The organism is Erythrobacter sp. SN6-5, from assembly GCF_057364945.1.
The window spans coordinates 42,697-55,764 of record NZ_CP200282.1; the positions used below are offsets into that span (position 1 = coordinate 42,697).

16 protein-coding genes are annotated in these 13,068 nt (G+C 58.5%); 7 read left to right on the plus strand and 9 right to left on the minus strand.

The genetic code is table 11. From position 1 onward, the window contains the following. Positions 1–2: 2 nt before the first annotated feature. The 4 genes from AC0V6Z_RS00210 to AC0V6Z_RS00225 are packed head-to-tail and all read right to left on the minus strand — an operon-like array spanning position 3 to position 2,412. Positions 3–608 (minus strand): motility-associated ABC transporter substrate-binding family protein, encoded by a 606-nt coding sequence (locus tag AC0V6Z_RS00210; protein WP_472639450.1) that lies wholly within the window; start codon positions 606–608, stop codon positions 3–5. Then, positions 589–1,026 (minus strand): hypothetical protein, encoded by a 438-nt coding sequence (locus AC0V6Z_RS00215; RefSeq protein WP_472639451.1) that lies wholly within the window; start codon positions 1,024–1,026, stop codon positions 589–591. The genes AC0V6Z_RS00210 and AC0V6Z_RS00215 overlap by 20 nt, the downstream gene beginning before the upstream one ends. Positions 1,027–1,038: 12 nt before the next feature. Then, entirely contained in the window at positions 1,039–2,052 is a 1,014-nt protein-coding gene (locus AC0V6Z_RS00220; protein ID WP_472639452.1) for a cysteine synthase A, read from the minus strand. A 42-nt stretch (positions 2,053–2,094) separates the two neighbouring features. Next, positions 2,095–2,412, minus strand: a complete 318-nt coding sequence (locus AC0V6Z_RS00225) for a 2Fe-2S iron-sulfur cluster-binding protein (RefSeq protein WP_472639453.1) — start codon at positions 2,410–2,412, stop codon at positions 2,095–2,097. A 106-nt stretch (positions 2,413–2,518) separates the two neighbouring features. On the opposite strand from AC0V6Z_RS00225, the gene AC0V6Z_RS00230 reads away from it, so the two are divergent. The 3 genes from AC0V6Z_RS00230 (at position 2,519) to AC0V6Z_RS00240 (ending at position 6,222) form a co-directional block, all read left to right on the plus strand. Further along, positions 2,519–3,136: a DNA-3-methyladenine glycosylase family protein gene (locus AC0V6Z_RS00230; protein WP_472639454.1), complete on the plus strand. Its 618-nt coding sequence runs from the start codon at positions 2,519–2,521 to the stop codon at positions 3,134–3,136. A gap of 201 nt (positions 3,137–3,337) precedes the next feature. Then, positions 3,338–5,299, plus strand: a complete 1,962-nt coding sequence (locus tag AC0V6Z_RS00235) for a S9 family peptidase (RefSeq protein WP_472639455.1) — start codon at positions 3,338–3,340, stop codon at positions 5,297–5,299. A gap of 110 nt (positions 5,300–5,409) precedes the next feature. Continuing rightward, a complete protein-coding gene (locus AC0V6Z_RS00240) occupies positions 5,410–6,222 on the plus strand; it encodes an SDR family oxidoreductase (RefSeq protein WP_472639456.1) in 813 nt (270 codons plus the stop codon). A 121-nt stretch (positions 6,223–6,343) separates the two neighbouring features. Here AC0V6Z_RS00240 and AC0V6Z_RS00245 read toward each other — a convergent pair whose 3' ends face one another. After that, the gene (locus AC0V6Z_RS00245) at positions 6,344–6,937 is read right to left on the minus strand and encodes a hypothetical protein (RefSeq protein WP_472639457.1); all 594 of its coding nucleotides are present in this window, start codon (positions 6,935–6,937) and stop codon (positions 6,344–6,346) included. Continuing rightward, positions 6,934–7,233, minus strand: coding sequence for a 4a-hydroxytetrahydrobiopterin dehydratase (locus AC0V6Z_RS00250; RefSeq protein ID WP_472640804.1), 300 nt, complete (start codon positions 7,231–7,233; stop codon positions 6,934–6,936). The genes AC0V6Z_RS00245 and AC0V6Z_RS00250 overlap by 4 nt, the downstream gene beginning before the upstream one ends. Before the next feature lie 75 nt (positions 7,234–7,308). Here AC0V6Z_RS00250 and ccmA point away from each other — a divergent pair, with 75 nt between their 5' ends. Together ccmA and AC0V6Z_RS00260 are read left to right on the plus strand one after the other, a co-directional pair. Further along, positions 7,309–7,914: a heme ABC exporter ATP-binding protein CcmA gene (gene ccmA / locus AC0V6Z_RS00255; protein WP_472639458.1), complete on the plus strand. Its 606-nt coding sequence runs from the start codon at positions 7,309–7,311 to the stop codon at positions 7,912–7,914. Next, the gene (locus AC0V6Z_RS00260) at positions 7,911–8,561 is read left to right on the plus strand and encodes a heme exporter protein CcmB (protein ID WP_472639459.1); all 651 of its coding nucleotides are present in this window, start codon (positions 7,911–7,913) and stop codon (positions 8,559–8,561) included. The genes ccmA and AC0V6Z_RS00260 overlap by 4 nt, the downstream gene beginning before the upstream one ends. Before the next feature lie 10 nt (positions 8,562–8,571). Here the strand turns inward: AC0V6Z_RS00260 and msrA are convergent, their stop codons facing one another. The 3 genes from msrA to AC0V6Z_RS00275 form a co-directional block, all read right to left on the minus strand. Next, positions 8,572–9,189, minus strand: a complete 618-nt coding sequence (gene msrA, locus AC0V6Z_RS00265) for a peptide-methionine (S)-S-oxide reductase MsrA (RefSeq protein ID WP_472639460.1) — start codon at positions 9,187–9,189, stop codon at positions 8,572–8,574. Positions 9,190–9,387: 198 nt separating this feature from the next. Continuing rightward, on the minus strand, positions 9,388–10,215 hold the full coding sequence (gene map / locus AC0V6Z_RS00270; RefSeq protein ID WP_472639461.1) for a type I methionyl aminopeptidase: 828 nt from the start codon (positions 10,213–10,215) through the stop codon (positions 9,388–9,390). 43 nt (positions 10,216–10,258) lie between these two features. Beyond that, positions 10,259–11,131 carry a PdaC/SigV domain-containing protein gene (locus AC0V6Z_RS00275; RefSeq protein WP_472639462.1) on the minus strand — a complete coding sequence of 291 codons (873 nt, stop codon included), beginning with the start codon at positions 11,129–11,131 and terminating at the stop codon, positions 10,259–10,261. A 58-nt stretch (positions 11,132–11,189) separates the two neighbouring features. Between AC0V6Z_RS00275 and AC0V6Z_RS00280 the strand changes: the two genes are divergently transcribed. Then, on the plus strand, positions 11,190–12,590 hold the full coding sequence (locus AC0V6Z_RS00280; protein ID WP_472639463.1) for a leucyl aminopeptidase family protein: 1,401 nt from the start codon (positions 11,190–11,192) through the stop codon (positions 12,588–12,590). A gap of 127 nt (positions 12,591–12,717) precedes the next feature. Then, positions 12,718–13,047, plus strand: coding sequence for a hypothetical protein (locus AC0V6Z_RS00285; protein ID WP_472639464.1), 330 nt, complete (start codon positions 12,718–12,720; stop codon positions 13,045–13,047). Positions 13,048–13,068: the final 21 nt, after the last annotated feature.

Below are 13,068 nucleotides of genomic sequence, written 5' to 3' on the forward strand. Positions count from 1 at the left end.
AGCTAAGCCATATGAACCGGGATTTGTCCGCCCACCACCGCGGCAGACCGTAGCCCCTCACCCTGTTCTTCATCAAAACTAATCGCCAATCCCCATCGCTCAATCACCGGCGGGATCAGCGCGGCATCTACCGGCCTGCGCGGATCGCCAAAAGCGACCTCATATTCGCCAGTCAGCATTGGATCGAGCGCAATCAGCAGCTGTCCGCCGCCCCGCACCCAATCATCCAGCGCGACATTGTCCGATGGGCTTAGCCCGCGCGGTTGGACAATCGCCAGGCGTTCCAATCCCGCCAGTGGGCCAACGCCCTGATCATCCGGTGAGAGGCTATCGAGTAGCTTCAGATCATAGCGCGCTTCCAAAACGCCGCGCTGCCAAGGTGCCTCTTGCTCTGCGTCAATCAGGCCCGCCAGATCAGCGCCCAGAGGCCAATAGAGCGGCAGGCTGCTCATCAGGCCAAGCTCCACGTTCTCGGCTGAGCCATTGTTCGCGCTGGCGCGCAGGCCATGGCCCTCTGCGTTCGACTGGGCCAGCCACCACAGTGCGCCGGCAGACAGTGCCAGCACGCCAATCGCAGCGAGGGCAAATTTATGGAGTTTTGGACTCATTGATCAACGGATCATCGCGCACAACATCGCCGGGCAGCGGGTCACCAGCGGTCCCCTCGCCTTGCTCAGGCACGATCGCCGCCTCCTGCGTCGCGACCGAGCTTGGCTCTACCGGCAAATCAGGCACGACGCCCGCATCGACCAGCGGATCATTGATTGTGGCCTCTGCGCTCGGCTCAGTCGTCGGCGCGGCCTCTGGCACGGCGCTGTCTTCACTGACCTGCGCCCGGCCTTGTATCACGCTGGCCAGACCAACCAGCAGGACCATCGCAGCAAGGCCAGAAAGCCCGACCTGAAGGCGTTGCACCGCCTCTTCGCGGGTTCCGCCAAGGGGTGCACCTGCGCGTTCAATATCTGGGTTTTCTGCGACAGCCCGCGCCAATTCTTCGCGGGTTTCGAACAGTTTGCGATACGCCATAACGGCTGCCTATCACGCTTGCTCGAGCCAGTCGAACACTGGAAGCTCTTTCGCCTTCAGCCATTCGGCATTGTAGAGTGTCGAAAGGTAGCGAAAGCCAGTATCGCACAGGATTGTCGCGACTTGCGGGTTCTCTCGCCCTTCGGCGACTAGCTGCTTACCCAGCGCAATCGCACCAGCGACATTGATGCCAGAGGAGAGACCTAGGCACAGCCCCTCTTCACGCAGCAGCCGGGCGACCCATTGCAGGCCTTCCTCGTCAGAAATGCGAAACTGGGTATCGATCGGCGCGCCTTCGAGATTGGCGGTGATCCGGCCCTGACCGATGCCTTCGGCAACGGAAGAACCCTCGCCCTTCAGCTCCCCATTCGCGTAGTAATTGTAGAGCGCCGCACCATGCGGATCGGTCAGCGCAATGCGGACATCTTCGGATTTCTCCTTCAGGCCCATGCCGACCCCGGCAATCGTACCGCCCGTGCCAGCCGCGCAGGTAAAGCCGTCAATCTTGCCGTCTAACTGCTGCCACAGCTCCTTTGCGGTGCCTTCAATATGCGCGCGGCGATTGGCGACATTATCAAACTGGCCAGCCCAGATCGCGCCTTCGGTTTCCTCCGCCATGCGGCGCGAGGTGTGCTGAAAGTGCGCGGGATCTGCGTATTTGGTCGGGGGCACGAGCACGAGCTGCGCGCCCAGCGCCCGCAAAGTGTCCATCTTTTCCTTGGACTGATTGTCCGGCATCACGATCACCGTTTTGTAACCGAGCGCATTGGCGACCAGCGCAATGCCAATACCGGTGTTGCCAGCGGTGCCTTCAATCACAGTTCCGCCGGGTTTCAGCTCGCCGCGCGCCTCCGCATCGCGGATCATATAGAGCGCTGCGCGATCCTTCACCGAAGACCCCGGATTGGCAAATTCGCATTTGCCCCAAATATCGCAGCCCGCCGCCTCGCTCGGCCCGGCCAGGCGGACCAGCGGCGTGTTTCCGATCAAGGCGAGCGTGTCGCCGACAGGTTGAGTAATGTTCATGGACTGCGAGTTAGAAGCTTGCGAGCCAACTCGCAAACAACATCAATCTTCAGCTGCGATAGTTACCTTTAAGCCGTCCAGCTCTGCAGTGAGCGGAACCTGGCACGAGAGCCGCGAGGTTTCATTGCGATGCTCGCTCGATTCCAGCAGATCATCTTCGTCTTCGCTCATTTCAGGCAGCTTTGCCGTAAACTCAGGATCGATGTGGATGTGGCAGGTCGCGCAGGAACAGCATCCGCCGCACAGCGCCAGCAGCTCGTCAAAGCCATTGTCGCGAATAGCCTCCATCACCGTCAGGCCATCTTCGACCTCGATGTCACTCGTTTCGCCTTCACGATTGGTGACGATCAGTTTCGGCATTGCATTGTATCCTTTTCAGTGTCCGCTGGATTGGCCAGCGCTCTATCGAATAGTCGGCTGCGCTGCTAGAGGCAGATTTCGCATTGTATAGTTATGGGAATTATTAGTGGGATTGAGCGCAGCTGCAATCAAGGCCTCGCTTGATGCATTGGCCAAAAATGATGCCGATCTGGCGACTGAAATCGCGCGAATTGGCTATCCAGAACCACGCATTAGAGATCGCGGATATATGACGATGCTGCGCACGATTGTGGGCCAGCAGGTTTCGGTCGCTGCCGCCGCTTCGATGTGGAACAAATTGGAGGCGGAACTGGGCAAAGGCTTTTCGCCTGCCTGCCTGCTGGAGCGGGACTTTGACACTTTGCGCGCCTGCGGCCTGTCGCGCCAGAAACAAGGCTATGCCCGCAGCCTGTGCGAGCTGGTGCAAACAGGCGAGGTCAATTTTGATGACCTTCCCATTGATGACGAGGCAGCGATCGCAGAGCTGATCAAGGTCAAAGGGATCGGGCGCTGGTCAGCGGAGATCTATCTGCTGTTCGCGGAGGGGCGCGGCGATATGTGGCCCGCCGGTGATCTTGCCGTGCAGGAAGGCGTCAAAAGATTGCTACAGCTGAATGAGCGGCCCGATGAAAAAGGCCTAAGGCAGATCGGCGAGCGCTGGCGCCCGCATCGCGGGGCGATGGCGATCTGGGTCTGGCATTTCTACGCGAACCCTGCGCTTTAACAGCGCTTTGACCCAGGCATTTGTTCTGTTCCCCGCGACTTGCGGCTCGCTATCATGTGTGTATTATTTGAATAATACAGTTGTTTGCAATCGATCAGATAGCCCCCATGTCCCATCGCATAACAACTCGTTTTGTAAGTAACCGCGCGCCTGCCGAGCACCGTCTCGGCAGATAACCACGCCGCCAATACCGGAGCCACAATGACCAACACCGCCGACGCCTATGACTTGATCCCGCGCGATGCCCTGTTCGGCAATCCGACCAAAGCGCAGGGGCGCATTAGCCCTGATGGCAAATATCTCAGCTGGCTCGCGCCAAAGGATGGCGTTCTCAACATCTGGATGGCTCCGCGCAACAATCTGGATGCAGCCAAAGCGATGACGAACGCGGCGGACCGCCCGATCCGACAGCATTTCTGGTCACCCGATTCCAGCAGCCTGCTGTATATTCAGGACAAGGGCGGTGATGAGAACTTCCTGCTCTATTCGATCAATGTGACGAGCGGCGTGGAAACCAACCTTACCCCGTTTGAAAACACCCGCGTCGATATTGTCGGCGGGTCAGAAACGATCCGCGACAAGATCCTGATCGGTCTCAACAATCGTGATCCGCAATTCCACGATGTACACCTGCTCGATCTCAACACCGGAGAGCTGGAGCTGGTGTATGAGAACAACAGCTATGCCGGGTTTATGGCGGATGACACGCTGACCCTGCGCATGGCGATGCGCCAGAACGAGGCTGGCGGCACCGATTATTTCCGGGTCGAAGGCGGCGCGGTGGAAGAGGCCGCGTTTGAAACCACCGCCATGGAAGATTCGCTGACCACTTCGCCAGCGGGCTACACCACCGATGGCTCGACGCTTTATTGGCTCGACAGCCGAGGCCGCAACACCGCTGCTCTCTATGCTCAGGACACAGCGAGCGGCGAGAAGACGCTGGTCGCGGAGAATGACAAGGCCGATATTGGCGGCACCATTCGCAACAACAAAACCGGCGTGGTGGAAGCCTATTCGGCGAATTACCTCAAGACCGAATGGACCGCGATCGATCCTGGAATCAAGGCCTCGCTCGATTGGCTCGGCGGCCAGCTAGATGGTAAGTTTGGCGTCGCCAGTCGCACCGATGATGACATGACCTGGATCGTCTGGAACGACCCGCTGACTGCGCCAAGCAGCAGCTATATCTATGACCGCGCAGCCGAGACCCTCACCCCGTTCTACATTACCCGTCCAGAGCTGGAGGGCGCACCGCTCCAACCGATGCAGCCAGTGGAGATCACCAGCCGCGATGGCTTGACCCTGCCGTCCTATCTCACTCTGCCGCCCGGCAGCGACAGTGATGCAAGCGGCCGTCCAGACGCCGCCGTGCCAATGGTTCTGCTGGTCCATGGCGGCCCATGGGCGCGCGATGATTATGGCTTTTCCAGCGGCGTCCAATGGCTCGCCAATCGGGGCTATGCCGTGCTGCAAGTGAACTTCCGCGGCTCGACCGGGTTCGGCAAGAATTTCCTCAACGCAGGCAACAAAGAATGGGGCCTGTCGATGCATGACGACCTGATCGACGCAACCGATTGGGCGATTGAGCAAGGCATCACCACCGCTGATCAAGTGGCAATAATGGGTGGATCCTACGGCGGCTATGCGACGCTTGCGGGCCTCGCCTTTACGCCAGAGAAATTCGCCTGCGGCGTCGACATCGTTGGCCCGTCCAACCTTGAGACCTTGCTGGAGACCATTCCGCCCTATTGGGCTCCGATGGTGAAACTCTTCCATGAGCGTATGGGCGATCCGAACACTGAGGAAGGCCTTGCTTTGCTGAAGGCCGCCAGCCCGCTGTACAAAGCAGACCAGATCACAAAACCGCTGCTAATCCTGCAAGGCGCCAATGATCCGCGTGTCAAACAGTCAGAGAGCGACCAGATCGTCGGCGCCATGAAAGAGGCCGGGGTCCCCGTTACATACGTGCTCTATCCTGATGAAGGCCACGGCTTTGCAAAGCCGACCAACAACATCGCCTACACCGCAATCACTGAGAATTTCCTGGCAGAATGCCTTGGCGGACGCAGCGAAACGATTGGCGACACGGTAAGCAATTCCACTGCGCAAATCCTTGAAGGTGCGCAGCATGTTGTTGGCCTGGAACAGGCGTTGGCGAAATAGAACACGGCCTAACCCACAGCCTATCCATGCTGACACGCATGTCAGTAGCTGACAAACGGAGCGCGCGGGGTTAGACCACGCCGGTTCTTGTTTTTTGGGAGTAAGATTAGGTGACGCAGCGTCGGTCAATTTTTATCACTGGTGGTGCTTCGGGCATTGGCCGCGCAGTCGCAATCTACTTCGCTGAAAGAGGCTGGTTCGTCGGCGTGGCTGATGTGGACACAGCGGGCTTGGAAGACACGCTCGGCCTGCTTGAGGGCGGCTTCAAATACATGCACCAGCTCGACGTGCGTGACCGCGCCGCTTGGGACGAGGCGCTCGAAGCCTTTTCAACGGCAGCCGGAGGCCGCATCGATGTCGTATTCAACAATGCGGGGATCGGGCATGGCGGGCCGATTGTGGATCAGCCAAGCGAAGAAGTCGTGGCTCTGCTAGACGTCAATTTGAAGGGTGTGATTTACGGTGCGCAGGCAGCGCATAGCCATCTGAAGAAAACTGCGCCCGGCTCTGTTCTGGTCAACACCGCCAGCCTGGCCGGAATCATCGGCGCACCCAATCTGTCTGTCTATTGCGGCACAAAGTGGGCGGTGCGTGGTTTGACGCAAAGCCTGGATGCTGAATGGGCAAAAGATGGGATCAAAGTGTCCGCACTATGCCCTGGGTTTATCGACACGCCGATCATCGAACAAACCGCCGCAGATTCGAACCAATCTGTGAAAGAGGACCTGCTCGACGCAGGTGTCGAAGTATCACCCGTCAGCACAGTACCCAAAGTAGTGTGGGATGCGGTTCACGGTGACAAATTGGATTACACCGTTGGCAAGATGGCAAAACGCCTGCTGCTTCTCCAACGGTTCCTGCCCGGCCGCGTGCGCAAGGAAATGCGCAGCCAAGGCATTGGAACCGATATGGGCAACGCCTAGGCAAGCTCGGCAATCACCTTCGCCATTGCCGCATCGCGCGCGGACGGACTGATCGGGACGGTAGACTTATTACCTGCGCCCGTTTTCTACCCAAGGCACAAAACCCTCTTCTTACAGCAACCTACAACCGCGCATTCGCTCTCCGGCACTCTTCGGGCGAACCAGATACATCTCGCTGCTCATATACCCTGTGCAGCGACTGCAAACGCCGACCACCAGCTTTGATTGTTTCACTAGAAATTGCAAAGCGGCTTAGAATTTCACCATCACGGTGATAGAAGGTCACGGTTAGCAATGGCGCATCAGCGATCAGTGCGTCGACTTCTTGAGCCCGAAAAATGGCAAGGCCGTTGCGCTTGCCACTCCTCCGAACTTCCTTAGGCGCAAGCGATCCTCCAGCAACACTCAAATGTGCCCATAATTTCTTATAGGGCGGCCTACTATCAGGAGCGATGAAAATCAGATTTGAGCCTGATTTGGAAAAAGGGCCATTTTGCGAGAGATTATCGCGTGCTCGCTCATTCCAAAATGATGAGCTGAGAGTGAAACTTGCGCCACTTTCCGAAACAATACGCCACCGAGCCCAGTTCGCATTTACGGCCCACTGTTGATTGCCAGTGCTGGTGACAACTATGCATTTCGGTTGCCGACCTTCATCCTGCGCCGAAAGAGGGGCGGCCATAACCAGGGCGGCAAAAATCGCGACCAACCTCATGATAGCTCGGCAATAGCCTTTGCCATGGCTGCATCGCGCATGGACAAGCCTCCGCTTTCCCCGGCATCATGCGTGGTCAAGGTGATCTCTACCTTGTTGTAGACATTGAACCATTCAGGGTGGTGATCCTGGCTTTCTGCGATCAAGGCGACACGGTTCATAAAGCCCCAGGCCTGGGAGAAATCGGCAAATTCAAACTTGCGGAAAATCGCCTTGCCATCGCGCGCTTCACTCCATTCTGGAAAAGCCGCGAGCAGCTCGGCTCTTTCGGCATCGGTCAGTTCAGGCACACGGATCATATCGGTTCCGATCAGGCAATTGTTGGTTAGCGTGTTGTTTGCGAGGCAGCTTTTGCCTAACGCCATGCAATCATGCAAGCGCGCCTTACCGTATCTGACCTTGCCTGCCGCCGCGGCGATCGCGTGCTGTGCAAGGGGCTAAACCTGACTTTAGAGACCGGCAGCGCGTGCCATGTCACCGGCGCAAATGGCATTGGAAAGACAACGCTTCTACGCAATTGCGCAGGATTACTCACCCCGTTTGCAGGCTCGGTGGCAACCGAGGGTGCGGTCGGTCTGCTCGATGAACGTATGGGCCTTGATCCCGATCTCGCTCTGGGACGAGCTCTCGCGTTCTGGCAAAAGATTGATGGCTGCGCCGATGTGGACGCGGCGGCAGAGGCGATGGACCTTGGCAATCTGCTCGATATTCCAGTGCGCTATTTGTCGACCGGCCAGCGTAAGCGCGCGGGGCTAGCGCGGCTGATCGCACAAGCCGCAACGATCTGGCTGCTTGATGAGCCGCTAAGCGGGCTGGACGCCCGAGCGATTGAGCAAGTGACCGCACTGATTACGACGCATTGCGAGGACGGCGGGATTGCTTTGGTCGCCTCGCATCAAACGCTCGACATTGCGGGCCTAACAACCCTGGAATTGGCCGACTACGTGCCTCGCGCAGCAGCGGAGCCAGCCGCTTGATCACCGCGCTCCTCAAACGCGATCTGGCGCGGTTCTTCCCCTTCACAGGAAGCGGGGCGGCGCTGCCCGTGATCTTCTTCCTAGCGGTGGCGATGCTGTACCCATTTGCAGTCGGGCCGGATGCGCCTCTGCTAGCGCGCACCGGCGGCGGCGTCGTGTGGATTGCGGCATTGCTGGCTGCGATCCTGCCGCTCGACACCCTGGTGGCGCGCGACATTGAACTCGGCGTGTTTGATCAATTGAAGCTGCGCGGGGTCACCGAGGAAGTCAGCATGGCGGTTCGCCTGACGGCGCATTGGCTCAGCTTTGGCCCGCCGCTGATTTTGGCCGCTTTTCCTGCTGCCGCTTTGCTCAATCTGGATGGAGAGACCCTGCACATTCTGTTGCTCGGATTGCTTGCAGGCACGCCCGGCCTCGCCGCAATCGGCCTGATGATTGCATCGCTCACTGCCAGCCTGCGCGCGGGCGCAGCTTTGTCAGGACTGTTGCTGATCCCGCTGGCGCTACCGATCCTGATCTTTGGCGCAGGCGCACTGGCCCGCATGGATGTGGCGAGCCTTGGATTTGTTGCAGCGATCAGCCTTGTCTTGGTGGCCTTGGCCCCCTTTGCCGCAGGCGCGGCAATACGGGCCGCTCGGGAAAACTAACCTGCCAGGCCTACTTCGGGATTGCGCCCCAAACCGCCTCTAGCCGTTTGTCGCGCCCGCAACCGTTCCGGTAGTAGCCATAACGAACGGGGTTCTTGCTATAGTAATCCTGGTGGTCTTCCTCGGCCCGATAAAAGTCGGCGCGGTCCACAATGTCGGTTACGATTTCCTGTTGAAAGACGCTTTCCCAGCGATCTTTAGAAGCTTCTGCCAGTTCCGCTTCCTCATCATTCCCAGGGAAAATCGCCGCAAGATAGCTGGTGCCCTTGTCACAGAATTGCCCGCGCGGATCGAATGGGTCAACATTGCGCCAGAACACCGAAAGCAGGTCTTCGTATTTCAGCTTTGTCTTATCATAGGTGACAAGGATGGCCTCGTAATGGCCTGTCTCAGCATAGGTTACCTGTTTGTAGGTCGGGTTCTCTGTCCGACCTCCGGTGTATCCAGAGACCACGTCGACGACGCCATCAACCTTTTCAAAATCGGCCTCTGCGCACCAGAAACATCCCATGGCGAACACAGCTGTGGCCTGATTTTCCGGCAGATTGTCGGAGGAGATCAGAGTGCTCCCCGCGGCGCTATCACTTTGACGGTTCACTTGCGGAGAAGAACAAGCAGCCAGCCCCATCAGGTCGAGCTGCTGCGGCGAGTGTCATGGCGACTTTTGGCAATTTGATCATAACGAAATTCTGGCCCCTAGATTATGGACGATAAAATACGATGCAAAGCGTATCGCCTGCATCACCACGTCAGCACGATATTCGCGCGGCGCACCAAATAAGTTACGGGATCGCTCAACAAGCAAGCTGACGCAAGCAATCGCAAATCAATACGGCGGTTTGTCTTTACCTGTTGGGCTGAGCGTAAATATCTCAGTGCCCTCTTCAGTCACAGCGAGCGAATGCTCGAACTGTGCGGATAGGCTCTTGTCGCGGGTCACCGCAGTCCAGCCGTCACCCAGCACTTTTGCCCATGGCTTGCCTAGGTTGATCATCGGTTCAATGGTGAAGAACATGCCCGGTTTCAGCTCCGGCCCCGTGCCAGCTTTCGCCGCGTGCACAACCTCCGGCGCATCGTGGAACAGACGGCCCAAACCGTGTCCGCAAAACTCACGCACCACGCCGTAACGGAACTGCTTGGCATGCGCCTCAATCGCGGCGCCAATATCACCCAGACGCGCGCCCGGTCTGCCCGCCGCTTCGATCCCCAGCATCAGGCATTCATGTGTCACATCGACCAACCGTTTGGCCTTCAGCGATGGCTCGCCAGCAAAGAACATGCGCGACGTGTCGCCGTGCCAGCCATCAAGCAACGGGGTAACATCGACGTTGACGATATCACCTTCTTTGAAGACTTTTTCCGACGGAATCCCGTGGCAGATCACATGGTTGATCGAGATACAGCAGCTGTGCGTATATCCCCGATAGCCCAATGTCGCGGGCACTGATCCAGCATCCAGCATCATCTCGCGCACAGCGGTATCAACACTCTCGGTCGTCACGCCGGGTTGCACCAGATTGGCGACCTCATCGAGGATCCGAGCGGCCAGCTGCCCGGCCTTGCGCATCCCGTCAAAGCCATCTGGCCCGTGCAGTTTAATGGTGCCGTCGCGGTAGACGGTCTGATCGCCTTCGATAAGCTGATATTCGGTCATTGGTGCTATGTAGCGACAATGCGCGTGATTTGCGAGAGGCGGCCTACTTGACCGAAAAGCTCGCGCGATATTCAGACTTTACTGCGTCTAAAACCGCCTGTGTGACTGGCACAGTCACCTCGTAAGCGCCCTCAACATATGGCCCGGCGACATAAGGCGCGGCGAGCAGTCCCAAACGGTCAAAGCTCTTGCCATTAGACGACCCTACCAGCAGAGTAAGATCATCCACCTTAGGGCAATCGCCAAAGATTCCGGCGTCGACATCGCCGCCCCTACGCTCGGTCTGCTCGATTTTGAGTCCGCTGCAATAGCTATCGCGCACCGCTTCATTGAGCGCTGTGGTCGAAGTGAACATCGCGCGCGGGTCAAGCACGGCCTTGGCTTCACGGTCCCATACGAGACTGTCGAACCAGTAATTGCCGTGTGCACCGCCCGTGTAGGCATATTGATTGGCCGATAGAGAGAGGAAACGGGGCAAATCTGCCACGACCTTCCAGGTGCGGCCATAAGAATTGGTCTTGCACGAAGCGCCGCAGCTTTCAGGCGCGTCAGCCAGCATTTCGGCCCAATCCTGTTTCTGCTCTTCCAACGCAGTTGCGCGTTCGCTTTGCAGGTGCTGGGTCAGCTCCGGGATCGCACTGACCTGGTAGAGCCAGCTATACTCGAAGTCGCGGCTGCCGCCGCCAGAATTTTCATCTTCGGTGAAGTTGACCGCCTTGAAACCGGCGGCGGTGCGGCGCTCCAGATCGTCTTGCGCGTTACCATTATCGCCCACTTTGGACGGGGTCGGAGGGGTCGGTGTGTTTTGAGCAACGCCGACATCCTCGGCGACCTCCTCGGGGAAGAGCACGCCGTTAGCGCGCCCACGGTCAGAACCGCCATATAAACCGTCATTGCCCTGCCCATGATCATCCACCCTTTCGCTTGCACAATTCGCGCGTGACAAGTCGTCACTCAAAGCTAATGACGTAAGTATGAATGATACCAAAGAATTGATCCAGCCTGACCGCGGGCAAGACGCCATCTCCATCCATCTGGTGACCCAGGATGGATATGAGGAGTGGGTGAAATCTCTGAGTACTGGACAGCGCTCCTCACTCTCCGCGCAGAAATTCACCGGCGCCATGCGGCAAACCGGCATTGTGCCAGATGGCGACGCCTGGTTTGCGGTTGGCGGCGTGGTCAATACAGACGCGCTTTCAAGCTATTGCCTGGCTGGATTGGCCGGAAAATTGCCAGAGGGCACATACCGATTGGAAAACGCCGAAGCGGGCGCGGCGATGTTTGGCTGGCTAACCGCGCATTACCGCTTCACCCGCTACCGCGATGATGAAAACGCGGCTGGTCCGCGCGTGCTCCTGACCAAGCAGGCCGCAGCGATTGAGCCATTGCTGGCGGAAGCAGAGGCGGAAATGCTGGTCCGCGATCTTATCAACACACCGGCAGAGGACATGGGGCCAGCCGCCCTAGAGGCAGAGTTTGAAAAGCTCGCCAAGACCTATGGCGGCACTCTGAAGGTGACCAAGGGCGACGGGTTAGAGCAAGGTTATCCCATGGTGCACGCCGTTGGCCGCGCCGCCGCGCGCCATCACGCACCGCGCATGCTGCACCTCAATTGGCAGGCGAAGGACGGCAGCGATAAGGATCCCGTATTGGCGATTGTCGGCAAAGGCGTCTGCTTCGATTCGGGTGGACTCGATATTAAACCTGCCGCCGGGATGCGCCTGATGAAGAAAGACATGGGCGGCGCAGCCCATGCGATCGCGCTTGCTGGCCTCGTCATGCGGGGCGGGCTGAAGGTGCAACTACATCTGTTCGTGCCAGCGGTTGAAAATGCCATCTCTGGCCCCGCGTTTCGCCCCGGCGATGTCCTGGACAGTCGCAAGGGGCACAAGGTTGAGATCCACAACACTGATGCGGAAGGCCGCCTGATCTTGGGCGATGCTCTGACCCGCGCGAGCGAAGAAGAGCCCGAGTTGATCATTGATTTTGCCACGCTGACCGGCGCGGCCCGAATTGCTCTGGGCCCCGATTTCCCGGCATTGATGACGCGCCGTGACGAGACCGCCGCTGAGTTGATTGCGGCGGGTAAAGCCAATGATGATGAACCATGGCGTTTGCCGCTGCCGGAGGGATATTTCGACTATCTCAAATCTGACATTGCCGATTTCACCAATGCGCAGAGCAACCCCTATGCGGGCGCGAGCGTCGCGGGATTATTCCTCGACAAGTTCGTAGGCGAAGGCATTGAATGGGCGCATTTCGACACCTTCGGCTGGCGCCCCTTCCCTAAGCCTGGGCGTAGCAAAGGCGGCGCGGCATACGGTCTACGCGCGAGCTGGCATACACTGAAAGCGCGCTATGGCGGCGAGTGAACGCCGGGTGACCTGGTGATCGCTTTCCACCACTAGTCAGCGGCTAACTTGCTCGAAAGGCTTTGGCCGTATAAGCGCGCCGGACCCCAGCGATACGCGCGGGGTCGTGACAGGGGACCAGGCTCAGATGAGCAAGGCTGGAAAATACGAAGTGCCATCAGGCGTGCTCGGTTTGAGCGGCCCGATCGCGCGTCCTCAGCCCGGCACCCTACCGCTGCGCGGTGACCTTGCCCATATCGCGCTTGCGGGCACGCATCTGGCGGCGCATTACGTTATTCCTGAAATCCGCGAAGTCGCCGCGAAGGGCGCGGCCATGCTGTTCCAACCGCAAGATGATGCAGAGCTCGTCACGGCGCTGGATTCAGGCAGCGCGATCGAATTGCTCGATATAGCTCGGCGACTGGGCCTGGGCCACGATCGGACCGGATGGGCCAAGCGGATATGTCAAAGCCGATAGTTTAAGCAGCGTTGCCTAGCG